Raw genomic sequence first — 23,643 nt, 5'->3', positions numbered from 1 at the left:
TGCGTATGACCGGTGAGATTCTTTTAGAGGTCGAGCACCTCTCGGTATCCTTCCGCATGTATCGGAACGCGCTGACACACACGCTCTCGTCAGGCGTCAGCGACGTCAGTCTGCGCCTGCACCGCGGTGAGATCATCGCGGTCGTCGGGGCGAGCGGTTCGGGCAAAAGTCTGCTCGCGCACGCCGTGCTCGGGATTCTGCCCTACAATGCCGTGATGAGCGGAGAGATGCGCTACTGCGGCGCACCTCTTGATGCCGCGCGTCAAAAGGTATTGCGCGGGCAGGAGATCGCGCTGATTCCGCAGTCCGTAACCTATCTCGACCCGCTCATGCGCGTCGGCACACAGATTCGCGGGCTGCATGGGACGCAGGAGAATATGGAGGCGACACTGCGCCGCCTGCATTTGGAGGAGCATGTCACCGCGCTGTATCCGTTTCAGCTTTCGGGCGGGATGGCGCGGCGTGTGCTCTTTTCGACCGCTGTGATTACGGACGCCGCGCTTATTATTGCCGATGAGCCGACGCCCGGGATGGATGCCCGGAGCGCCGCCGAGGCACTGCAGATTCTGCGGGAACTCGCGGATACGGGCAAAGGTGTACTGTTGATCACGCATGATATTGATCTTGCCGCCCTCGTTGCGGATACGGTTGCCGTATTTTACGAAGGCCGCAGTGTCGATATGGTTCCGGCGGCGGCATTTCGCGGAGACGGTACGGCGCTCGCGCATCCCTATACGCGGGCGCTGTACCATGCGCTGCCGCAGAATGGATTTGCCTGCTATACGGCAGAGGAAGTGGCGCGGATGGCCGCAGCGGGAGGTGCGTAAATGCTGTCCATACAGAATGTTTCCTATCGATATGGGAGCGCCGCACCTGTTCTGCGCCATGTTTCGCTCGAGATCGCACGCGGCGAGCGTGTCGCACTGCTCGGACCGAGCGGCTACGGGAAAAGCACGCTTGCACTCCTACTCGCGGGCTATCTGCCGATGCAGGAAGGCAGGATCACGCTGGGCGGGAATCCAATCCTGCGGAGCGGCTACTGCCCCGTGCAGCTCGTCTATCAGCACCCGGAGAAAGCCATGGATCCGCGTTGGAAACTGGCAAAAACACTCTCCGAGGCGTGGGACATTCCCGCCGAACTCTTCACCGCCATGGGTGCAGAGGAACATTGGCGTTCCCGCTTCCCACACGAACTCTCAGGCGGGCAGCTGCAGCGTCTCTCGATCCTGCGTGCGCTGAATCCTGCGACGCGCGTCCTCATCGCGGATGAGATCACGGCGAGTCTCGACCCCATCACACAAGCACAGATCTGGTCGGTGATCTCAGGGCAGGCGGCAGAGCACGATATGACGCTCATTGTCATCACGCACAACGAACATCTTGCGAAGCGGATATGTACGCGGATCGTGCGTGTCGAGGAATTGCAGGACACTGCGGAACATTGATTTTGTAAAAATACGATTGTTAGAAAAACGCCGGCGGCGAAGGTTTTACCCTTTGCCGTCGGCGTTTTTTGCGTGCGGAAATTTTTATGAAGAATAAGAAAGCATTTTATATCGTCAGCGCCCCGTACCGACCTCGGCATTGCTCAAACCAAACTCCAATAAAATACCGATCAGCTCGTTGCGTGTACGACCCGTTTTCGCAGACAGATCCTCAATGCCGTCGAAGATTTCCTCCTTGATGCGAATGGAAAAAATCTTATAGCCGTCCTCACCCTTCGGGGGCTTTTTTGTGATGATCAATTTTCCTGTCATACTATCACCTCTGTTATATCATACGAAAGCGACATACAACAAAGTATGATAAGAACATATATGTATTTTTTAAATTAGGAAAACATATAAAATCATATATATGCTTATTTAGAAAACAAAAATTACGATATAAATATTGTAAGTAAAAATATGTTATATTTTATGTTATAAAATATAGGAGGTGGAGGAATGAAAACAATGTCTGTTCCGCATACGCTCGGAGCATTATCGGCAGGGATGCCGCAGGAGCTCAGGGGGAAGACGGAGGAGCGTGGGGATGTACGGACGAGTTTTGCCGATGTGCTCGCGGCATCGGAGCGGCGCGTGAATTTTTCGCGGCACGCCGTGCGACGGCTTGAGGAGCGCGAGATCGTGCTCTCACCGCAGGAACTTGAACGCCTTGACGGCATGGTGGATCGCATGGCGGCGAAGGGGGCACGGCAGGCGCTCATCCTCATGAACGATACCGCGTTCGTGCTCGCAGTGCCAAAGCGTACCGTCATTACCGTGCTGGACGGCGAACATGCGAAAGACAATATTTTCACGAACATTGACAGTGCGGCAATACTCTGAGCCGGACCTTCGGGGGAGCTCTTGGCTGCTGAACGAGTGAAGCAGCGTGCTGCAGAAAAGGAAGGTTGATTCATTATGATGCGTTCTATGTTTTCGGGTGTCTCGGGGCTGAAATCCCATCAGACACGAATGGATGTCATCGGCAACAACATCGCGAACGTCAACACGACGGGCTTTAAGGCCGGGCGTGTGACGTTTGAGGATATGCTGTCGCAAACCTTGTCGGGGGCAGCAGCCCCGGGGACGACCATTGGCGGGACGAACCCCAAACAGATTGGTCTTGGCGTGAGTGTGGGCAGTATAGATACCATCTTTACCGATGGATCTGTGCAGGGAACGGGAAAGAATACGGATCTCGCTCTTTCCGGTGGTAATTCGACGTTTATTGTGAAACGTGGAGAGCAGACCTATTACACGCGTAACGGTGCCTTTGAGTTTGACGCGAAGGGGAATTATGTCTTGCCGGGTTCCGGACTCCATGTGCAGGGCTGGGTGAATAAGACCACGGAGCACAGCAAAGTATCCACCGAAGGCGCGGTGGAAAATATTGTCGTAGAGACGGGAAAAATGATGCCGCCGAAGGCTACGGAGAAGGCGACCTATTCGGAGAACCTAGACTCCACTACACCTATGATTACAGGGTATACCTTCTCGGATACAAGAACGACTCCGCCAACCGCGGTTGTGCGTACAAGTGCGAATGACGGGATGTATATCACTGCAAGTGAGGCGCAGCCGGTTACACTGAGCCTGAGCGACGGGACGAAACGGACGGTTACATCCGGCACATATACGATTGGTCGTTCTATGCCGAAGGTAACGTCATTTGCTTATTACGATACCTTGGGGAAAAACATGAGAGCGTCGTCTTTATGGAAAAAGCCATTACCACGACGGTAACCTATACGGATAAGGACGGGAACGCCGTTACGAAGCGTGCCAGCACATGGATTGTGAGACCGGGGAATCCTGAGGTGACCAACACAGACGGTTCAAAGACGAAGCACACAATAGCGGCAACAACGCTTGCGTTTGACGAAGACGGGGCACTGCGTGCAGGCGTGCTCGGGGATACACAGACAGTGCAATCGGATCCGAAAAGTCATGTGACAACACCTGTTGTACCGCCGTCCACAACGGCGAACAGTTCGGAAGTTGCAACCTTGAAAGCAGAGCATACAAAGCCCAATGGAGCAAGGCAAAACAAGAGTCTGTGAAGAAAAGTCTGTAAATCGGATCTTCTATGATGTGTGCAAGTGTTAATCAGGCAATCTGTTCGGATACATAATGGCCAGTTCGCCTCGGATTTTACCCCAGTTCTTTATCGGCATCGTCCATTTCTTAGTGGCTTCAAACGTCGTCAAATAAAGAACCTTTAATAACGCTTGTGCACTAGGAAATACGCTCCGTTGTCGATTTAATCTGCGGTATGATGCATTAAGACTCTCTATGATATTCGTGGTATAAAATGCGGTGCGAACACCCATAGAGAACTTGAATATCGGTGTTATGACGTCCCAATGATCATACCATCTCCGCATGGCCGCTGGATAATGGGAACTCCATTTTTTATCTGCCTCTTCTAGTCTTTTGAGGGCGGTCTTTTCATCAGGAGCCGTGTATATGCTGCGAAGATCCTTGGCAAAGAATTTCATGTCCTTATGCGCCACATATTTCAGGGTATTGCGTACCATGTGTACGATGCAGCGCTGATGCTCCGTTTCCGGAAAGGCCGCCTCTACCGCTTCCTTGAGCCCGCTGAGCCCGTCAGAGCAAAGGATAAGAACATCTTGAACCCCCCCGATTTTTTAGGCTGTTAAGAATGCCAAGCCAATATTTGCTGCTCTCATTTTCTCCAATTTCAATGGTTAAGACTTCTTTTCGCCCGGCATCGTTAATCCCTACAACGACGTAGGCCGCAAGTTTGCTTACGATGCTGTCCTGACGCACGGAAAAATGGATGGCATCAATGAAAACGATCGGGTAAACGCTGACAAGGCAGCGGTTCTGCCATTCCTCAATGTGGGGCAGAATCTTATCGGTTACGTCGGATACAAATCCTTCCGATGCCTCAAAACCGTAGATGTCATTGATCGTTTCGGAAATCTGTCTCGTAGTCATTCCCTTGGCATACATGGATATGATTTTCTGATCAATCGCAGAGATATCCTTCTGCCGCTTTTTTACCACCTGTGGTTCAAAAGAAGACTGTCGGTCTTGGGGGACTTCAATCCGAACGCTCCCATAGCTGCTGTTTAATGTCTTGGATTTGTACCCATTGCGAGCGTTCTCATTGGCGGAGCGTTGGGATTTTTCGTAGCCTAAATGGCTGTCCATTTCTGCCTCCATCATTTCCTTGATGGTTCCGCCCAGCAGGTCTTTTAGTGCGTCTTGGATGTCGGATGTGCTCTCAATGTCATACTCTTGAAAGAGTTGCTGAATGATCGCTCTTTTCCCATCGGTCATTTTGACTTTGTGAACTTCTTTTTGTTGTTTTGCCATAAACAAAGACCTCCCATGATTTGATTTTACCATAGAAGTCCTTATTCCTTCGAGTCGGAAGTTTTTACAGAATTTCTTTCACACACTCCAAAACAACACAATTTCACTTCAGTTCGCCGACTCCGAATCACCGCTCACCCAGTATGCGGGGCATGATACAATCAAAGCGGCTGCGGACGGCTATACCGACGGTACGTTGGCGTCTGTATCTATTGATACATCCGGCGTGATTACGGGCACCTATACCAATGGCGTTCGAAGAGCAGAGGCTCAGGTAGCCGTTGCCAAATTCCCAAATCCTTCAGGACTTACAAAGCTTGGCGGAAATCTTTATCAGGAATCGAACAATTCCAACGTGAAAACCGTTCAGCCTCAGACTGTTGAGACTGCCGGCGCAAAAATTACGCCGTCCTCGCTCGAGATGTCGAACGTCGACATCTCCGATCAGTTCTCCGACATGATCATCACACAGCGCGGATTCCAGTCGAACTCGAAGATCATTACCGTCTCCGACGAGATGCTCGAGACGCTGATTAACATGAAGCGGTAACATAATATTTCGGTAAACGAAAACGGGGCGATTGCACGAATCAAAGTGCAATCGCCCCGTTTTGTCGTGTTATACGGCGGCTTCTTTTTGATAGAGTTCGGTGAGCGCATCCTGCAGGACTTTTGAGATGTTGAGTTTTTTCTGTGCGGCGAACGTATCGAGCCACGCGGGAATCGTGAGATTCTTGCGTACGGATTTTTTCCCATACTTCGCGGCGTATGCATCCATATCGAGAGAGAGGAGGCTGACGAACCCCTCTCCAATATCGGGATCGGGACGAATATCGCTGAAATTGCTCGCAGGGGGCGCTTCTTTTCCGTCCTCAATCTCGCCTAGAATCCATCCGGAAGCCGCATCTTCCCCCATGGCAATCGCTTCGGCAAGCGAATTTCCACCCGTCACACAGCCTGGAAGATCGGGGACGGTCACACAATATGCGGTAGAATCCGGATCGGGATAAAAGACTGCAGGGTAAACGAGCTGCATAAAAATACCTCCTTTTTGGGAATATTGATCTCAGAGATGAGTGCCGGCAGCTTTCAAGATATTCTTTACAATGAACAAAGGAATGTCTCCCGGATGGTTTGGTACGGTTAAAGTCTTAGCACTTGCATCGCATTGATATTGGTTATGAGAGCCTTTGGTTCATACCACATGCCAACCGTGTCGTTTCAAAATACGGTCGAGTTCTATATAACGCATCTTTCAGCCCCTTTTAGTTAGATTATACACATAATGCGCAGTTTTTCAAGAGAAAAGTAGGACTGCCCATCTGTATGAAAATGATATATGCCCTATATAGATAGACCTCTTTGTATCATTTCCGATGCTTCCCTTTTTTCGCCGTTCTTCGGGGGCGTGCGGTTCGACGGGCACGGGCGCCGTTCCTTTTCGAAAACCGAGCCATATGAACGCCGCGAGGGCGAGGAGTCCGAACGCAAGGGCTCCCGTCTGGGCACTCGTGAAGAGTCCGAGGTATTTCTCCGTGTAGTCCCCGCGGAAATACTCGAGGAGGAACCGCACGCCGCTGTACAGCATGACGTAGAGGGCGAAGCACTGTCCGCGCGCGTGTCCGTAGGCACGGAACGCAAGGAGGAGGGCAAAGATAACGATGTCGAGCTGGCCCTCCCATACCTCTGCGGGCCAGAGCGCCTGTGCGCCGTAGGTATGGTAGGCGAGTGTGCTCTCCGGGTAGAGGATACCGAAGCTACCGCCCGTGGGCGCGCCGAACGCGTCGCCGTTGAGGAGGTTCGCACAGCGTCCGAGCGCCTGCCCAAAGACGATGGCGGGGGCGAGGACGTCCATGAAATGCAGGGTGTCAAGGCGGTGCCGGCGGCAGTAGAGGATGCCGACCACGACGCCGAGGAACACGCCGCCCTGGATCGCCATGCCGCCCTGCCAGACGTTCAGCAGCTCGGTGAGGTGATGCCGGTAGTAGTCCCAGTCAAAGAAGAACACGTCCCAAAGGCGCGCGCCGAGGAGTCCTGCGATGCCGCAGTAGATGCCGATGTCGGCGACGTGCTTTTCATATCCTCTGCCGTCCGCCTTTGCGAGGAAGTAGCCGACGCCCGTCGCGAGCAGGATGGAGAGAGAGATGACGACGCCGTAGGCGCGGATGGGGAAGTCTCCGATGTAGAAAAGATACTGATGCAAGGAACGGCGCTCCTTTACTCCGCCGCAAAGAGCGGCAGTTCGGCGAGGAAGATGATGTCCTCCCGCTTCACGGCGTTGCCCTCGGCGAGGACGGCGGCTTGTCCGATGACATGACCGCCCGCCTTCTCGGCGAGACTGCGCAGGGCGGTCATGGAGCCGCCCGTGCTGATGACGTCGTCGAGGAGGAGCACGTTCCTGCCCTCGATGCGTTCAATGTCTGTGTTCATGAGATAGAGCCGCTGTTTGCCCATGGTGGTGATGGACTCGTCCTCGACCCAGATGGGATCTTCCATATATGCCTTGACGGATTTGCGCGCTGTGACGTAGTAGGGCATATCGATCTGCCGTGCAAGTGCGGCGGCGAGGGGGATGCCCTTGGTCTCGGCGGTCATGATGATGTCGGTCTCCTGCGGAATCTTTTTCGCGAGGTCGCGCGCGCAGCATTCGCACAGCTCGACGTCGCCGAGCATGACGAAGCCCGCGATGGCGAGCGTTTCGTTGAGGTTGATGATGGGGAGGGTGCGCGTGCACCCTGCGACGGTCAGATCGTAGAATCTTTTTGCCATTTCCCTTAGAATCCTTTCTCAGTGAGTGTGAGTTCGAGTGCGTTCAGTACGTCGTTCACGTTCTCCTCCGTGATGACGAGCGGCGGCTGGAATGCCATGACGTTGCGCCGGACGCCGTTCTTGCCGACGATGAAGCCGCGGCCTTTGAGCGATTCGAGTACGGCGTCTAGCTCTGCGGCGGCGGGGGATTTCTCCTTGTCCGCGTGGACGAACTCGGCGCCGACCATGAGTCCGAGACCGCGGACGTCGCCGATGATGGGGTGGCGGCGCTGAATCTCCTTTAGCCCCTTGCGGAGCTGTTTGCCGCGCGCATCGGCATTGCCCATGAGGTCGTGTTCCTCGATGTACCGGATGACGCCAAGCCCCGCCGTGGTGGAGACGGGATTGCCACCGAGGGTCGACGCGCCGGGCTTCGTATAGGTGTCGGCGATTTTCGCCGATGCGATGAACGCGCTGATGGGCGCGCCGTTGCCGAGCGCCTTTGCCATGGTCATGATGTCCGGGACGACGCCGAAATGCTCGATGGCGAACATCTTGCCCGTCCGCGCAAAGCCCGTTTGCACCTCGTCGGCGATGAAGAGCGCGCCGTAGTGTTCGAGGATTTCCTTCACGCGCTTGAAATAACCCTTGGGCGGGACGATGATGCCCGCGTTGCCCTGGATGCTCTCGGCGATGAATGCGGCGGGATGCCCGGACGTTACGTTCTTGATGGTGTCCTCAAGGGCGTTCGCGCAGTCGAGCCCGCAGGCTTCCGCCGATTTTCGGTGCGGACAGCGGTAGCAGTACGGATTCGGCACGAAGTTGATGCCGCCGACGGGATTCGGGTCGGTGCGCCACATGGAGATGCCCGTGAGGCTCATTGTGAGCTTCGTCCGCCCGTGCAGTCCGCCGCGCAGGGCGAGGAACTCGCTGCTGCCCGTGTAGATCTGCGCGAGGAGCGCCGCGCCCTCGTTCGCCTCGGTGCCGGTGGAGCAGAAGAAGCTCTTTTGCAGATCGCCGGGGGTGATGCGCGCGAGCTGCTCGGCGAGGTTGACGAAGTTCTCCGTGAGGTAGATGTTGCAGACGTGCTGGAGAGTCTCCGCCTGCGCGGTGACGGCGGCGGTGATCTCGGGATTGCAGTGCCCGCAGTTGATGACGGAGACGCCGGCGAAACAGTCGAGATAGCGCCGTCCCTCGCTGTCGTAGAGGTACTGCATCTTGCCGCGCACGATCTGGCGCGGCTCACTGTAAAAATGCCCGAGACAGGGCATGATGTATTTCTTCTTTTTTTCGAGGATGGCGGCGGCGCCGATGTATTGCGTTTCGCCGCGGGAGGTTGTTCCCATATCGCTCCTTTTTTCGAATTAGATGGAATTTCTGCTCTGCCGGAACCGGTAGGTGCCGATGCCGAGCGGGCGCGGGGAGAGCTCTTTGAGCCTTTGAAAATCCGCTTCCTCGTATCCGTCCGCACCTGCGGCAAGGCGGTCGAGCGCGGCGCGGTAGATGCGGACGATCTCGCCCGTGAGCGCGGCACTATAGTCCTGCGCTTCGATGCGCAGTGCGCCGAGCCCCGTGAATTTCTCAAGGTAGGAATAGAGACAGAGATCGTTTGCAAAGTAAATGTGATTGCGCCCGTACTGGTCGATGCGGATGGAATGCACGCCGCCCGCCTCGTTGCGGAAGGCGTAGTGCCGATCCATGACCTCGGGCTGCGAGAGCTCGCTGTAGGCGGGCAGGGACATCGCGGGGAAATTGTAGTCGCAGATCATCGACTCGTACGAACCGTGCACGACCGCCTCGATGGGGAGCACGGCGTTCTCTGCGATGTCGCGCAGTTGGCGGAAGGAGAGCTCGTAGGAGGCTGTCGCCATCGTGAGACCGTTTTCCCGCAGAAACGAGACGGCGAGATGGTTGAAGATGTTGAACGAGTGATCCGCCTGCACGGGGAGCGTTGTGAGCGTCTTGGCGAGCTTCAACGTGCCGAGGTTGCCGACCATGATGCCGTCCACGGGAATATCTCGGAGCGCGGTGAAAAACTGTTCGATCTCGCCGCATTCGCGCCGCATCGTCGTGCGCGGCGTGAGGGCGACGACGCGTGTCTTTCCTCCCGCGTAGTCCGCGATCTCCGCGTAGTCGCGGAGTTTCCACGGGCGGTTCGGGCGGAGCGCTTCGCCGCCGACGTAGACCGTATCGGCGCCGGCGTCGATCGCCGCGCGCGCCGCCGCGGGTGTGCCGACGCGCACGCTGAGTCGATGCTCCGACGGTTGGCGCGCACGGATGGGCTCCTCTGCGCGGAGTACGTCGTCGTCGAATCCCGCCTCCTCGACCGCCTTACTGAAAACCGCGGTTCGCGCTCGCCCGTCATGCCGATGTCGACGGCGGTCGGCTGACCAAAGGCGAACGTCGTCGTATAGTCGCGCACGCGGTTGTCGTAGAGCGTGCGCCAGCCCTCTTCGTCCGTCGTGTATCCGTTCGGATCGGCGATATACGCGTCGATGGCGCGGCGATAGGTCGAGACAAGCCGCCCGATAAATTCGGGCGAGCGCATCCGTCCCTCAATTTTGAACGAATAGACGCCCGCCTGTATCAGCGCGGGGATGGAGCGGTACATGCACATGTCCTTGAGTGCGAGCTTGTAAGGTCCGGGGCTGCTTTCGTCAAGCACCGCGCCCGTCTCCTCGTCGATGAGAGCGAACGGCCAGCGGCAGATTTTCATGCAGCGGCCGCGGTTGCCGCTCTGCCCGAAGAGGACGCCCGAGTGAATGCATTGACCGCTCTCGGAGATGCACATGTCGCCGTGCATGAAGTATTCGACCTCGATGCCCGTGCGTTCGCGGAAGAGCGCGAGCTCGGAGAGCGTCATCTCGCGGCCGACGACGATGCGTGTGATGCCGTATTCCTTGAGCTTTTCAATCGCGTGCTCGTTGTGCGTATTCATCATGACGGACGTGTGCAGCGGGACGCTGACGCCCATTTCATGCACGAGCTGGAGCACGGCAAAGTCCTGTACGAGGATCGCGTCGGGGCGGATCTCGTCGAGATACGCGAGGTAATCGCGCAGCGCGGGCAGTTCCTCGTTGCTGATGAGATTGTTGAGCGTGACATAGAGCTCGACGTTGTGCGCGTGCGCGTATTCGACCGCGGCTTTCAGCCGCTCGTCGTCAAAATTGAAATCGCCCTCGTGGAGCCGCATATTGAAATGTTTGCCGCCGAGATAGACGGCATCCGCGCCCGCTTCGATGCCCGCGGTCATGGCGTCCCATGTGCCGGCGGGGGCAAGCAGTTCGACGGATTTACGGTGTAACAGCATCGTGAAAATTACTCCTTCTGATCGGAGAACGCGCTCCTGTCAAAGGGGGGCTATTCTCCCATGTTATGATGATTATAGCAGGAAAAGTACTTTCTTTCAAATGATGGGCGCCATGCGGACAAAGATAAATTGCATTGGTCTCTGACCTATGCTAGAATACGCGTAGGGCGTCGTCTTTTTTGTGGAAAAGACGAGCCGCTGCTTCGCATAAGCATGCGGGGTGGATGTCGCATCTCGAACGAGAGGCGTGGATTGAAACCGGAGCGATAAGGCATGGGATATTTCTATAAGGCGATGTCAATAATTACAATAATTGATTTCGGAGTGATAACGTATGAAAAACTTAAGGAGATGGTATCATAGAAAAATGAGGAAGAGATAAAAAGTGCGGATTCCATGGGCATGAAATACCGTGTCGATTTTGGGGGATACAAAAGTGCAGGGGAGCATCAATGCACGACTTGCCGAAAAGACCGGATTTAGCGAAGAAGCTAGAAGCTGTATGGAAACTCAAAGAGGTGTTACGAACAATGTTTGAAAACAACGACTCATCGGCGCGTCTTAAGGGGACAATAGAGATGCGTCGACTTTATTTGGATCGAACACAACAATAAAACTGATGTCTTATCGACCGGAAAAGCGCATCGGGGTGTCACCGGGCATAAAAAGACGGCGTAGATTATGCGCTAGAGGGTATACTTAAACTGAGGGACAGATATAATGTGCGCCGAGCGACCGAGCCCTCCAGTAGAGCGCATCCTCTGCGGGCGGGTGAGGAGGTATGCCGATATACAGGGAATCTCTTTCTAGTAGTTTGGCAGATGAAGCGTTGGGAAAAACTGCTATAGGTTTTATTAGAGTAACTCTTTATGTGTGCGAAAGTGGAGTGAACAGAAAATACCGTAATAAATATAATAGGAATACCGTATCAAAGGAGGGCTGTGGGACAAAACGGTGAGAAAAAACATATTTGTGGCAAGTAATACCCACGAATATGTGGCAAAAGAAACCTTCCATGGAACCTTTTGCGTCGCGCCGCGCATGCGGCGTGTGGATTGAAACACGGTGATTATATCATGCCGAGGGAGTAAAGAAAGTCGCGCCGCGCATGCGGCGTGTGGATTGAAACGAGGAGACGGCGGAATACAAAGAGATCACCGCCAGTCGCGCCGCGCATGCGGCGTGTGGATTGAAACCATCTGCAGGTTGGGGCGTTATTTGCTTCGCACGGTCGCGCGCCGACGAGTGCGTGGATTGGCACTTGTAGATTTGTCTACGATTTGCCTACAAAATCTTGCTTCACTTGACACAGTCACGCAGATTAAAATTCATGAGAACTTTTCAATTGATTTTGAAAATTTTATGGGAATAGCAATTGAAACACTTGTACCTTTGCGTTATGTATGATATACTATCGTCATATCCAAGATGAGGGCGCTTGTTTTTTGAGGCGGCGACGTTACAACTTGTGTTGAATCGCGTGGATTGAAACATTGCCGATCCGTTGAGACCAAGAGTGAGAGTGTATCGTGTCGCCCTAACAACAGTGTGGATTCAAACGATATTATAGAAACGACATTATTATAGGCAACAAGAACCGGAGTGTGGTAAGATTTGCTTCACGATATTCAAATCGGCAGATATTTACCGGGGGATTCGTTCCTGCACCGCATGGATGCGCGTGTAAAAATCCTCTTACTGATCGGGTTCTTGTTGCTTATTTTCTTTGTGGAAAATCCGGCGGGATTTGCCGTCCTCTCCGTCGCAGTTGGTGTTCTGATGGTGATGTCTCGTGTGCCTCTGATGATGCAGCTGCGCTCGGTTCGTCCGATTCTGTGGATTGTTGTCTTTACATTCTTTGTTCATCTCTTTATGACGCCGGGGGAGGAAGCGTTTCGGCTTGGTGTGTTGACGGCGACGTGGGAGGGGCTTGCACGCGGCGGCTATATCGGATTGCGCCTGATCCTTCTCATTTTGCTGAGCACGCTGCTCACGCTGACGACGAGTCCGCTGCGTCTGACAGATGGGCTGGAGGCGCTGATGTCGCCGCTGCGGCGTGTAGGTGTGCCGGTGCATGAGCTTTCGATGATGATGACGATCGCGCTGCGCTTTGTGCCGACGCTTCTTGAGGAGATGGATCGCATTATGAAGGCGCAGAAAGCGCGGGGGATGGACTTCGAACAGGGGAATATTCTGCGGCGAATGCGCGCGATTGTGCCCATTCTCGTGCCGCTATTCCTCTCGGCGTTTCGCCGGGCGGACGAGCTGGCACTTGCGATGGAGGCACGGTGCTATCAGGGTGGCGAGGGGCGTACGCGGATGAAGGAGATGCGCATAGGGCGGCTCGACTACGCGGCGGTTGCGATCTTTTTGACTGGGGCGGCGGGTGTTTGTGCCGTGAGTCTTGGAGGCTCGTATCTTGCGCCCTGAGCATATGGAGATAATGAAGGCACGTGCGCGTAATATCGCACTGCGCCTTTCCTATGACGGTACGCGTTACCATGGGTTTCAGCGACAATCACTGCCTGTTGTTGCGGTACAAAATGTGCTGGAAAAGGTGCTTGCGGAGGTCTGCGGGGAATCGGTGGAGCTTGCGGCGGCGGGGCGTACGGATACGGGCGTACACGCCTATGGGCAGGTGGTTAATTTCTTCACGGACGGGCGGATTCCGGTTGCGCAGCTGCCGCGTGCGGTGAACGGGCTCCTGCCGCCCGATATTGCGGTGATGGCAGCGTGGGAGGCGGAACGGGATTTTAGTGCGCGTCACTCTTCGACGGGCAAGGCGTATCTTTACCGTATCGAGCGGTGTACGGTTCCGAACCCGTTTACGCGCAATTATGCGTGGCAGATCTTTCGTCCCCTTGATGTGGCGGCGATGCGCACGGTGCTCAGGCTGCTTGTCGGCACACACGACTATAGTTCGTTTCGTGCAGCTGGGGGCGCGCCGATGTCGCCTGTGCGCACGCTGGACGAGATCCGTCTCGATGAGGAGGAGGGCGGGCAGCTTTCCTGCTATATGCACGGAAACGGGTTCCTCTACCATATGGTGCGCAATATCATGAGCACGGTCGTTCATGTGGGGCTGGGGCGTATTTCTACGGACCGTTTCACCGAGATTTTTGCAGCGCACGATCGGCGTTTGGCAAGCCCAACAGCGCCCGCCTGCGGGCTTTATCTGCTCCATGTAGACTATGCGGGGCGCACGGATGTGCCGGACTGAAAGGGGCGGACGCCATGGAGCAAGTGTTTCCGGAGAGACTTGTGGCGGCAGCGATGCGTGATCTGCGCGCCGGCACTCGTGAGGGTGGGGCACAGGGCAGTCCGGTTGTTGCGCTCGTGAACGCGATTCTAGGAGCCGGGCTTTCCGAGGGGGCGACGGACATCCACCTCGAGCCTCAGGGCGGCGGGATGCGTATCCGCCTGCGTGTGGACGGGCTGCTGCGGGAAATTGCGCCGCATCTGCCAAGAGAGCTCGCTCCCGTTGTGATTGCGCGACTCAAGGTGATGGCGGGCATCGATACGGCAAAGCGCAACCGCCCGCAGGATGGTAAGCTCTCCCACTCGCATGAGGGGCGTGTTGTGGATATGCGTGTTGCGGTGCTTCCCGTTATGGACGGTGAGCGGATGGTTGTGCGCATTATGGATGCGGACGCGCGGTTTCTCGGTTGTGCGGAGTTGGGCTTTTCCGCGCGGAATCTCTCACTTTTTGAAAGCCTGATTCGTCGCCCGACGGGGCTGCTCCTCCTCTGCGGACCGATGAACTCGGGCAAGACGACGACGCTCTATGCGGCGATTGCGGCGCTCAGCGATGTGAGCTGTAATATCATGACGCTCGAGGATCCTGTGGAGCGGCGCATCGATGGGGTGAGCCAAATACAGGTAAATCCGGAGGCGGGGCTGACGTTTGTCGCAGGACTGCGCGCGGCGCTCCGGCAGGATGCGCAGAAGATCCTTCTCGGTGAGATCCGCGATCGAGAGACAGCGGAGATGGCGGTGCGTATCGCGCTGACGGGACATGCGCTCTTTTCGACGCTGCACACGGAGGATGCGGTGTCGGCGGTCTTTCGCATGGCGGAAATGAGCGTGCCGCGCTATCTTCTTGCGGCGACGCTCTCGGGGGTGATTGCGCAGCGGCTGGTACGTCGTATCTGTCCGCACTGCCGTGAGCGCTATACACCGGGAGAAAAAGAAGCGGCACAGCTCGGCGCGTTTTATCAGGAGGGGCTGCAACTCACACGCGGACGGGGCTGCGCGCATTGTCGCGGCACGGGCTATAGCGGTCGCATGGCGATCCATGAGGTGCTGCCTGTCTCCGAACGCATTCGCGGCGCAATCCTGCGGGAGGAGGACAAAGCGGCGCTCTATGCGGCGGCAGCGGAGGACGGCGTGGAGACGCTGTGGCAGGACGGCGTGGTCAAGGTGATCAGAGGAGAAACGACTCTGGATGAAGTCGGGAGGGCGCTCTATGGATGAGCAGATGCAATGGGAGAAAATCCTGCGGCGGGCAATCGCGGCGGAGGCGTCCGATCTCCATGTCTCTGCACATCAGCGAGTACAAATGCGCTGTGACGGTGTGCTGTGTGCGGCGGAGATGACGCCGACCGCAGACTTTATGCATGTGCTGACGGCCTCGATGCTCTCCGAGGGGCAGCAGGCGGTACTTGCCGCACAGCATGATGTGGACTTTTCGTGGCAGTACGAGGGACGTCGATTTCGTGGAAATGTATACAGGGTACGGGATGTTCCTGCGCTTGCGTTTCGCCTTTTACCGGCGCGGATTCGTACGCCTGGGGAAATCGGGATGCCCGCTTCGCTCCGTGCGCTCGCTGCGGCACGTGAAGGACTGGCGCTCGTCTGCGGGGCGACCGGCTCGGGCAAGACGACGACGATTGCGGCGCTGCTCGAGGACATCAATCAAACGCGGGCGGCGCATATTGTGACGCTCGAGGATCCGATGGAATACATATTTGCGCCTAAGCGCTCGTTCATTAGTCAGCGAGCTCTTGGGCGCGATTTTTTATCCTTTCCGGCGGGCGTGCGGAGCGCGCTGCGTGAGGATCCTGATATCCTGCTCATCGGCGAAATCCGCGACCGTGAGACGATGGAGGCGGCGCTTTCGGCGGCGGCGACGGGGGTGCTCGTGCTCGGTACGCTCCATACACGCAGTGCTGCGCAGACGGCGCTCCGCGTGGAGAGTATGTTCCCGGCGGATGTGCGTGATGCCGTGCGTGCGGCATTTGCCGATACGGTAACGGGCATCTTTGCACAGCAGCTCCTGCCGTGCGTGTCCGGCGGGCGCGTTGCGCTGATCGAAGCGCTTTGCGCGACGACTGCCGTACGCAATATGATTCGGCAGGGACATTATGCGCAGCTTGACTCCGTGATGATGAGCGGTGCAGCGCAGGGAATGCAGACGGCGGCGATGGCGGAGGCGACTCTGCGGGCAGAGGGGCGCATCCGATGAAGTCGTTTTCCTATCGTGCGTGCGCGACGGATGGAACGCGTGTCAAGGGGACGGTTACGGCGGAGCATCCTGTGAAGGCAGTGCGCAGTCTTGCTGCAGAGGGGCTGACGGTGGTCGATCTCAAGGAGCGGCGTCGTCTGCTGCGCGTGGGGGACATTCGCTTATGGTGCCTTGATGTGCCGTCGGAGGAGGAGCGCATCGCACTCTTTGAGGAACTGGCGGCACTGCTGGCTGCAGGGATGCCGGTTCATGAGGCGCTGGGGCAGATCGCGGCGGGGGCGGATGCCGCATCTGCTTACGGACGGCTTGTTGCCGTGCTCCATGCGGATGTGCTGTGCGGTACGGCGCTGTCACAGGCGATGGAGCGCCGACCGAGGGTGTTCTCACCGAGTGTTGTCGGCATGGTTCGTGCGGGAGAGGAGAGCGGCACGTTGGATCATATCTTTGCGGAGACGGCGGCGTTCCTCACGGAGGCGCATACACTGCGGGAGTCGATGAAAAGCGCGCTTGCGTATCCGCTCTTTTTGCTCGTGGCGACGGGATTTTTGATCGTGCTCATGACGATGTTTATCCTGCCGGTATTTGCCTCTCTCCTGCGCGACCTCGGGGCGGAGCCGCCGCTTCCGACGCGTCTCCTGTTGCAGGCTGCGGATGTATTTACGACTCATCCCTACCTCGTCCCCGGCGCCGCCGTTTTGCTCCTCGTCGGAATGATTGCGCTCGTGCGTGTGCCTGCGCTGCGGTATTATTTGGATGCGTTGCTGCTTTGTGTGCCTGTATTGGGGCGCTTTCTGCGATTTTCGGCGTGGGGGATGATCCTCAGAACTCTAGCTATCCTGATGCACAGCGGTATACGGCTGGACTGCGCGGTGCATTTAGCACGTTCTGTGGCGGGGAACTGCGTGCTCGTCCGCTCGCTCGGGCGCGTGGAGGAACGTCTCATGCAGGGACGCACGCTTGCCTATGCGCTTGCACAGGAGGGACAGCTCCCTCAGCTTTTGCAGGGAATGCTTGCGGCGGGGGAGACGGCGGGTGACCTCGAGAGGCTGCTGCGACGGTCGGCGGACTACTGTAAACGTGTGTCGAAACAGCTCGCGGCGCGCATTGAGGCGCTTGCTGAGCCGATCATGATCGTCGTGATCGGACTCGTGATTTTCTTCGGGGTACTGTCATTCTTACTGCCCGTCTTTGAGGCGATGGATCGGATGATGTAGTTTTTTCGCCAAACTAATTTGAAGTATCGGCAGGGAGGCTTGTATGGCGCGTGTGTATCTTGCACATATGAAGAAAGACGATTTGAATAGGAAAAACGGCGCGCCCCAAGCGCAGTCGCTTTCTGAGCATCTGCGTCACGTTGCCGGTCTGATGTCGGCATCCGCCGAGGCGGCGGGGCTTTCCTCGACAGCGTATCTTATCGGTATCCTGCACGATCTAGGCAAATGCAGCGAGGCGTTTGCAGAATATCTTTCTTGGAGCCATGCACACCCCGGCGACTATAGTAGGAAGGGCACAGTTGACCATTCCTCGGCAGGCGGGAAGCTCCTCATGGCTCGATACGGGGGGAAAAGTGATGACCAACAGCTTGTCATTGAGCTTGCTGCGCTTGCAATATTTTCTCATCATACGGGACTTTTGAATTATATTGGTGAACATGGGCTGATGAACGCCTCCGGCAGAGAAGATGCCTATACGTTTTCACATCGGATGGACAAAGCGGATATACTGACGGGTGTTGACCTTGGATATTTTTTTGAAAATATTATCTCGGAAGAGGAATTGGATAACCTCTTTGCAAAGGCGGTGCATGAGCTGTCTGCGTTGGATGAGCAGATACAAAAACAGAAGTCGGATGAAATATATTTTTTCTATTGGGGTATGGTCATCAAGCTTCTTTTTAGTATGCTCGTGGATGCGGACCGCTTGGACAGTGCGGAGTTTGAACTGGGCGACAATCTGACATGCGCATGGGAGACGAAGCCACTTTGGGAGGAGTTCTCCGCAAAGCTCGAAAAGAAGATTGCGGGCTTTCCCATACCGCGGGAAGAAAAGGCGAAGAGCATCGTACAGCTGCGCCAAAAGATCAGCGACGACTGCCTGCACGCGGCGGAGCAGACGCCGGGCATCTATCGGCTCACTGTTCCGACGGGCGGCGGCAAGACGCTTGCCGGTATGCGTTTTGCGCTCGCGCATGCAAAGCGCTGGCATAAGAAACGAATTATCGTTGTGATACCGTTTACCTCAATTATCGACCAAAATGCCAAGGAGATTCGTGAGATCTTTGACCGGGACGAGGCGGTTCTAGAGCATCACTCCAATGTCATCTTGGAAGAGGATGACGGAGAAGATACGGAGGGCATGGATTGGCGGCGCATCCTAACGGAGCGCTGGGATGTCCCCGTGATATTTACGACGCAGGTGCAGTTTCTCAATACGCTCTTTGCCGGCGGAAACAGTTCCATCAGAAGACTGCACGCGCTGCAGGACAGCATATTGATATTTGACGAGATACAGACGCTTCCCGTGAAATGCACGTATATGTTCAATCTTGCGATAAACTTTCTCAAGGATTTCTGCCGGACGACGACCATTCTGTGTACAGCGACGCAGCCGCCGCTGGAAAAATTGGATTTCCCGATTGATGCCGGGAGGGGCGCCGAGCTGACAACGGATATATCGGAAGTGTTCGACGCATTCCGACGCGTGCGCATCGAAAATTGCTGCCGCGACGGAGGCAGCTCCGTGGAAGATATTGCCGCGGCGATTTGCAGGAGTGCGGAGGAAGAAGGCGATGTGCTCTGCATTGTGAACCTCACGAAGCAGGCGCGGGAACTCTATCGGGGGGTATTGGAGCTCGTTCAGGATGCTGATATAGAGATTCGCGCGGTACACCTGAGCACGAAGATGTGTCCCGCACATCGTAAGAAAGTCCTCGCAGAAGTGCGAGAGGAACTCAGGTGCCGCAAAGAACATCCCGAGAGACGGCTCATTTGCATCAGTACTCAGCTCGTCGAAGCGGGTGTGGATGTTTCGTTCCCCGTCGTTTATCGCGCGCTTGCGGGTTTTTCCTCCATTGCGCAGGCGGCAGGGCGGTGTAATCGGCACGGCGAACTGGCGCAGGGGACTGTGCGCATCTTTGCATTTACCGATGAAAATCTCAGCCGTCTTGAGGATATACAAGCGGGACAAAAAATTGCGCGCGCACTGCTGTTTGAGAAGGAGGCAGATGGGATCCTTTCTCCTCAAGCGATGGAAGAATACTTCCGTAAATTTTATAAAGAGCAAATAGAGGGGCGCATGGGCTACCCCCTGCATGATGGGAATACCTTGCTTGACCTCTTGTCCGTCAACCATGCGGGGGTGAGCGTATGCAAGGAGCGCGGAGATGAGGTACATACCGGTTTTGCGCACGCATTTCATGATGCAGGCCGGGCGTTTGAAGTCATAGATTCTCATGCAGAGGCTGTGCTGGTGCCTTACGGTGCGGGAAAGGAGCTGGCACTTGCATTTGATACGAAAACAGAGGATAAAAGACTGTTTTATAAGAATATGAAACGGGCGCAGCAGTACACGGTGAACCTTTTCTCTTATGAAATAAAAAGGCTTTCCGGCATGGGCGCCGTCCGGAGGACAGAGAGCGGGGTGATTGCGCTGCGCGAAGAATATTACAGCGAGGCATTCGGCGTGCAGTTCGAGGAGCAGCAGAATGCGTACTGCATGATTTAAGGAGGTGAATATGATGAGAAATGGAATCGAGTTCCAAGTATACGGCAGGATGGCGCTCTTCACCGACCCGATCACGAAGATCGGCGGCGAACGCTCCTCCTACTCTGTGCCGACCTATCAAGCGCTCAAGGGCATCACGGAGAGTATCTATTGGAAGCCCACCATCTTTTGGGTGATTGACGAGGTGCGGGTGATGCATCGGATTGCCACGCAGTCGCGCGGTGTAAAGCCGTTAAAGTACGGCGGCGGTGGAAATGACCTCTCTGTCTACAAATATCTGAGCGATGTTTGCTATCAAGTGCGCGCGCATTTCGAGTTCAATACGCATCGCAAAGAGCTTGCAGGGGACAGGGATGAGCATAAGCACCACAACATCGCAAAGCGCATGGTGGAGCGCGGCGGGCGCCGCGATATCTTCCTCGGCACGCGCGAGTGTCAGGGCTATGTCGAGCCCATCACCTATGGGGAAGGCGAGGGATATTATGACCACGCGGGTGAGATGCCGCTCGGTACGATGTTTCACGGGTTTAACTATGCCGATGAGACGGGAGGCAATATGCTCCAAGTGCGGCTATGGCAGCCGATGATGAAGGACGGCGTGCTCCGTTTCCCGCGCCCCGAGGAATGCACCCTTGTCCGCGATGTGCGCAAGGTAACGACCAAGCTGTTTGACAAGAACAGCGTTACGTTCGCGGAGGAAGAACTCAAAGAGCTGGAAGGAGGGCGTCTATGAGCTGGATGGAGCAGTTGGTACAAACGTATAACGAAAACGAACAGTTTGCCGGAAAAGTCGGCGCTGCCGGCATGAAGGCGCTCCTTCCTCCCGTTGGGCATATCGTGCAGAACGCTCTGATTGAGATGACATTGAGCGGAGACGGACGGCTCATTCATGCCGAGGTCGTGTCGGATAAGGGGCAGCAGCCGACGCTCATTCCCTGTACGCCGGATTCGGCGTCGCGGACGTCCAGCCCATCGCCGCATCCGCTGCATGATAACCTGTCCTATATCGCGCGGGATTATCATTCGTTCGTCCCGGCGAAGAAAAAAGACCAGAAGAGTGCTTATGAGCAGTATAAAGAACTGCTGAGTGCATGGGCGCAGTCGGAGGACACTGACCCTAAGGTGCGAGCCGTTTATCGTTACATCACGGAGCATGATGCGATTCACGATTTGATTGCAAAGAAGGTGCTCTATTGTAACGAGAAGGGGGAGATTCTTCAAAAGTGGACGGATAAGGAACAGGAAAAGCCGCCGATTTTTAAGGCTGCTGCCGGCGACGTTCTGAAATCGATGGTGCGGTTCCGCGTGGAGCTCGACGGCGACGATTGTCCGGAGCTTTGGAGAGACACCAATTTACAAAAGAAATACCGGCAGTTTTTTGCGCATCACTTCTCCGATATGGAGCAAAAATTATGTTATGCAACGGGAGAGATGCTCCCCGTGACGGACAAACACGGCAAGGGGATTCGGTTCGCGGGCGACGGCGCGAAAATCATTTCCTCCAACGACAGCCAAGGCTTTACGTTTCGCGGTCGGTTTGCCGATGCGGACGAGTGCCTTGCCATCGGTTATGAAACTTCACAAAAGGCGATGAATGCCCTGATGTGGCTCATTCGCAGTCAAGGTTACGTCGTCGATGGGCGCGTATTCCTTGCGTGGGGGCGGCATGCGCAGGAAATTCCCTCCGCGTTCGACGATACGGCAAGGATGACGCGCCGACGGCGGGCAGCGGGCGCAGCGCCATCAATGCCGGTCACGATGAAGGACTGGGCTGCGTCCATGAAGCGCACGCTGGAAGGCTATCGCGCCGAATTCAAACGGGCGGAGACGAGTCAAGTTAACGTCATGATTCTCGATGCCGCAACCCCCGGGCGTCTTTCTATCTGCTATTACAGCGAGATGGCGGGGGAAGACTTTATCAAGCGCATCGAGAAGTGGCACAGCTGCGGACGCTGGCTCCAGCACGGCTATGACAAGGAGACCGGGAAGTCCTATGCGTATTTTGGCGTGCCGGTACCGAAGCGACTGGTCGAAGCCTGTCATGGAGAAAATATTGGCGACAACCAATTAAAAATGGAGTTGGAGCGTATCTTTTGCGCCATTGTGCAGGGACAGGCGCTACCGCTCGATATGGCAAAAATGGTGCTCAGCAGAACGGTGAAAAGAGCCGCGATTGACGATTATTTCGGTTGGCACAGACGGCTGCTTGAGCCGGCGTGCTCCATTATCTGCAATCGTCTCAATCATATGAAGGAGGAGTATACTGTGGCGCTTGACGAGGAGAAGAAAGACAGGTCTTATCTGTTTGGCAGGCTGCTTTCCGTCGCCGACCAGATGGAGCGAGCGACGTTTAGTCGGGAGGAGCTTGCGAGCCGCACGACCAATGCGATGCGCTATATGGAAATCTTTTCGGTTCGTCCGGCATCGACATGGATGACATTGCGGAAAAAGCTGCTTCCGTACGAACAGAAAAGGGAACGCTATGGTGGTAAAGAAAGGAAGCTGATTGATAAAATTTGTTGGCTGTTCGACGATAAAGATTTTAGTTCGGATGCGCCGCTCGATGTGAAGTTCCTGTTGGGGTTCTCTTGCCAAAATTATGCAATGGACCTCGAGCGGAAAGAAAATCGGCAGAAAGCGGAAGAGAAGAGAGAGGAGAATGTATAATGGTTGCATTAACAAATAAAATTGATTTCATCGGGTTCGTCGTCGTGGATCATGCGAACCCGAATGGAGATCCTCTGAACGGCAATCAGCCGCGCGAGGACTATGACGGCTACGGAGAAATCTCAGACGTATGCCTCAAGAGGAAGCTCCGTAATCGTTTGCAGGATGCGGGCGAATCCATCCTCGTCCAGTCGAATGAACGCGTGGATGACGGTTACGACAGCATCCGTTCGCGTGTTGAGGGCAATCCCGCGATGGAAAAACCATTGAAAATGAAGGATAAAGAGAAGGGACGCATTCGTCTCATTGCGGAAGAAGCCGCGAAGGCATGGTTCGACGTCCGTGCATTCGGACAGGTATTCGCGCTGAAAGCCGGCACCGGGGTCGATGCGGTCTCCGTAGGCGTGCGCGGTCCCGTGACGATTCATACGGCGGTCAGTCTTGATCCCGTCACCATTACGGGCGTTCAGATTACGAAGAGCGTCAATAACGAGCCGGGGGATAAGAAGGGCTCGGATACAATGGGCATGAAGTACCGTGTGGACTTCGGCGTTTACAAAGTGCAGGGGAGCATCAATGTCCAGCTTGCCGAAAAAACAGGATTCAGCGAGGAGGATGCGCGCAAGGTCAAGGAGGCCCTGCTCACAATCTTTGAGAACGACGCTTCGTCGGCACGCCCCGAGGGCAGCATGGAGATGAACCGGTTCTACTGGATTGAGCATCACAATAAGACCGGTGCCGCGTCAAGTGCAAAAGTGCATCGGAGTGTCGAAGGGCATAAAAAAGACGGCGTGGATATGCCAAAGTCGCTCGAGGACTATACGTTTAACGACAGCGCCCTCTATGCACTCAGCGGCGTTCGCATCGAAAAATACATCGAGGGCAGTAAGGTCGAGTGA

At 55.7% G+C, this 23,643-nt stretch carries 20 protein-coding genes, 3 pseudogenes and 1 CRISPR repeat array; of the genes and pseudogenes, 15 read left to right on the top strand and 8 right to left on the bottom strand.

From position 1 onward, the window contains the following. Positions 1 to 5: 5 nt before the first annotated feature. Both HMPREF9162_RS06005 and HMPREF9162_RS06000 read left to right on the top strand, forming a co-directional pair. On the top strand, positions 6 to 827 hold the full coding sequence (locus tag HMPREF9162_RS06005; RefSeq protein WP_009438667.1) for an ATP-binding cassette domain-containing protein: 822 nt from the start codon (positions 6 to 8) through the stop codon (positions 825 to 827). After that, a complete protein-coding gene (locus HMPREF9162_RS06000) occupies positions 828 to 1,445 on the top strand; it encodes an ABC transporter ATP-binding protein (RefSeq protein WP_009438661.1) in 618 nt (205 codons plus the stop codon). It begins immediately after the preceding gene. Between the two features lie 114 nt (positions 1,446 to 1,559). Here HMPREF9162_RS06000 and HMPREF9162_RS05995 read toward each other — a convergent pair whose 3' ends face one another. After that, positions 1,560 to 1,757 carry a CopG family transcriptional regulator gene (locus HMPREF9162_RS05995; protein ID WP_009438926.1) on the bottom strand — a complete coding sequence of 66 codons (198 nt, stop codon included), beginning with the start codon at positions 1,755 to 1,757 and terminating at the stop codon, positions 1,560 to 1,562. Between the two features lie 189 nt (positions 1,758 to 1,946). Between HMPREF9162_RS05995 and HMPREF9162_RS05990 the strand changes: the two genes are divergently transcribed. The 3 genes from HMPREF9162_RS05990 (at position 1,947) to HMPREF9162_RS12750 (ending at position 3,547) form a co-directional block, all read left to right on the top strand. Beyond that, entirely contained in the window at positions 1,947 to 2,330 is a 384-nt protein-coding gene (locus HMPREF9162_RS05990; protein ID WP_009438784.1) for a TIGR02530 family flagellar biosynthesis protein, read from the top strand. A 75-nt stretch (positions 2,331 to 2,405) separates the two neighbouring features. Next, the gene (locus HMPREF9162_RS05985; protein ID WP_009438698.1) at positions 2,406 to 3,230 is read left to right on the top strand and encodes a flagellar hook-basal body complex protein; all 825 of its coding nucleotides are present in this window, start codon (positions 2,406 to 2,408) and stop codon (positions 3,228 to 3,230) included. Beyond that, positions 3,203 to 3,547 (top strand): hypothetical protein, encoded by a 345-nt coding sequence (locus HMPREF9162_RS12750; RefSeq protein WP_009438864.1) that lies wholly within the window; start codon positions 3,203 to 3,205, stop codon positions 3,545 to 3,547. Before HMPREF9162_RS05985 ends, HMPREF9162_RS12750 begins: the two co-directional genes overlap by 28 nt. Before the next feature lie 42 nt (positions 3,548 to 3,589). Here the strand turns inward: HMPREF9162_RS12750 and HMPREF9162_RS05980 are convergent. Continuing rightward, positions 3,590 to 4,832: pseudogene (locus HMPREF9162_RS05980) on the bottom strand (IS256 family transposase). A gap of 31 nt (positions 4,833 to 4,863) precedes the next feature. On the opposite strand from HMPREF9162_RS05980, the gene HMPREF9162_RS05975 reads away from it, so the two are divergent. Then, entirely contained in the window at positions 4,864 to 5,382 is a 519-nt protein-coding gene (locus HMPREF9162_RS05975) for a flagellar hook-basal body complex protein (protein WP_256359074.1), read from the top strand. 69 nt (positions 5,383 to 5,451) lie between these two features. Here HMPREF9162_RS05975 and HMPREF9162_RS05970 read toward each other — a convergent pair whose 3' ends face one another. The 6 genes and pseudogenes from HMPREF9162_RS05970 to HMPREF9162_RS05950 all read right to left on the bottom strand — a co-directional run bounded on the left by HMPREF9162_RS05970 (position 5,452) and on the right by HMPREF9162_RS05950 (position 10,890). Next, the gene (locus tag HMPREF9162_RS05970; protein WP_009438758.1) at positions 5,452 to 5,868 is read right to left on the bottom strand and encodes a type II toxin-antitoxin system HicB family antitoxin; all 417 of its coding nucleotides are present in this window, start codon (positions 5,866 to 5,868) and stop codon (positions 5,452 to 5,454) included. 30 nt (positions 5,869 to 5,898) lie between these two features. Beyond that, positions 5,899 to 6,012: pseudogene (locus HMPREF9162_RS12870) on the bottom strand (type II toxin-antitoxin system HicA family toxin); the annotation flags it as partial. A 117-nt stretch (positions 6,013 to 6,129) separates the two neighbouring features. Then, entirely contained in the window at positions 6,130 to 7,035 is a 906-nt protein-coding gene (lgt, locus tag HMPREF9162_RS05965) for a prolipoprotein diacylglyceryl transferase (protein ID WP_009438662.1), read from the bottom strand. Positions 7,036 to 7,049: 14 nt separating this feature from the next. Next, complete coding sequence (locus HMPREF9162_RS05960) at positions 7,050 to 7,601, bottom strand: phosphoribosyltransferase family protein (RefSeq protein ID WP_009438817.1); 552 nt, start codon at positions 7,599 to 7,601, stop codon at positions 7,050 to 7,052. A gap of 5 nt (positions 7,602 to 7,606) precedes the next feature. After that, on the bottom strand, positions 7,607 to 8,926 hold the full coding sequence (locus tag HMPREF9162_RS05955) for an aspartate aminotransferase family protein (RefSeq protein WP_009438604.1): 1,320 nt from the start codon (positions 8,924 to 8,926) through the stop codon (positions 7,607 to 7,609). A gap of 18 nt (positions 8,927 to 8,944) precedes the next feature. Beyond that, a pseudogene (locus HMPREF9162_RS05950) lies at positions 8,945 to 10,890 on the bottom strand (peptidase U32 family protein). Positions 10,891 to 11,918: 1,028 nt separating this feature from the next. Then, positions 11,919 to 12,086: direct repeats of the CRISPR family, unit length 33 nt; unit sequence GTCGCGCCGCGCATGCGGCGTGTGGATTGAAAC. A gap of 418 nt (positions 12,087 to 12,504) precedes the next feature. On the opposite strand from HMPREF9162_RS05950, the gene HMPREF9162_RS05945 reads away from it, so the two are divergent. From HMPREF9162_RS05945 to cas7c, 9 genes are read left to right on the top strand one after another with little or no spacing between them, the layout of a single operon-like run. Beyond that, positions 12,505 to 13,320, top strand: a complete 816-nt coding sequence (locus tag HMPREF9162_RS05945; RefSeq protein WP_009438712.1) for an energy-coupling factor transporter transmembrane protein EcfT — start codon at positions 12,505 to 12,507, stop codon at positions 13,318 to 13,320. 13 nt (positions 13,321 to 13,333) lie between these two features. Then, positions 13,334 to 14,110, top strand: a complete 777-nt coding sequence (truA, locus tag HMPREF9162_RS05940) for a tRNA pseudouridine(38-40) synthase TruA (protein WP_037350372.1) — start codon at positions 13,334 to 13,336, stop codon at positions 14,108 to 14,110. A 14-nt stretch (positions 14,111 to 14,124) separates the two neighbouring features. Further along, a complete protein-coding gene (locus HMPREF9162_RS05935) occupies positions 14,125 to 15,363 on the top strand; it encodes a GspE/PulE family protein (protein ID WP_037350308.1) in 1,239 nt (412 codons plus the stop codon). After that, positions 15,356 to 16,354, top strand: coding sequence for a type IV pilus twitching motility protein PilT (locus tag HMPREF9162_RS05930; protein WP_009438786.1), 999 nt, complete (start codon positions 15,356 to 15,358; stop codon positions 16,352 to 16,354). The genes HMPREF9162_RS05935 and HMPREF9162_RS05930 overlap by 8 nt, the downstream gene beginning before the upstream one ends. Beyond that, complete coding sequence (locus HMPREF9162_RS05925; protein ID WP_009438885.1) at positions 16,351 to 17,568, top strand: type II secretion system F family protein; 1,218 nt, start codon at positions 16,351 to 16,353, stop codon at positions 17,566 to 17,568. Before HMPREF9162_RS05930 ends, HMPREF9162_RS05925 begins: the two co-directional genes overlap by 4 nt. Before the next feature lie 43 nt (positions 17,569 to 17,611). Then, positions 17,612 to 20,077: a CRISPR-associated helicase/endonuclease Cas3 gene (locus tag HMPREF9162_RS05920; protein ID WP_009438825.1), complete on the top strand. Its 2,466-nt coding sequence runs from the start codon at positions 17,612 to 17,614 to the stop codon at positions 20,075 to 20,077. Between the two features lie 13 nt (positions 20,078 to 20,090). Further along, on the top strand, positions 20,091 to 20,810 hold the full coding sequence (gene cas5c / locus HMPREF9162_RS05915) for a type I-C CRISPR-associated protein Cas5c (RefSeq protein ID WP_037350306.1): 720 nt from the start codon (positions 20,091 to 20,093) through the stop codon (positions 20,808 to 20,810). Then, a complete protein-coding gene (cas8c, locus tag HMPREF9162_RS05910; protein ID WP_009438895.1) occupies positions 20,807 to 22,744 on the top strand; it encodes a type I-C CRISPR-associated protein Cas8c/Csd1 in 1,938 nt (645 codons plus the stop codon). Before cas5c ends, cas8c begins: the two co-directional genes overlap by 4 nt. Further along, entirely contained in the window at positions 22,744 to 23,643 is a 900-nt protein-coding gene (gene cas7c / locus HMPREF9162_RS05905; protein WP_009438669.1) for a type I-C CRISPR-associated protein Cas7/Csd2, read from the top strand. Before cas8c ends, cas7c begins: the two co-directional genes overlap by 1 nt.

Source organism: Selenomonas sp. oral taxon 137 str. F0430 (assembly GCF_000183625.1).
Classification (GTDB): Bacteria; Bacillota; Negativicutes; order Selenomonadales; family Selenomonadaceae; genus Centipeda; species Centipeda artemidis.
The sequence above is the reverse complement of the archived record's forward strand: the minus strand, read 5'-3'. Positions and strand labels throughout refer to the sequence as shown.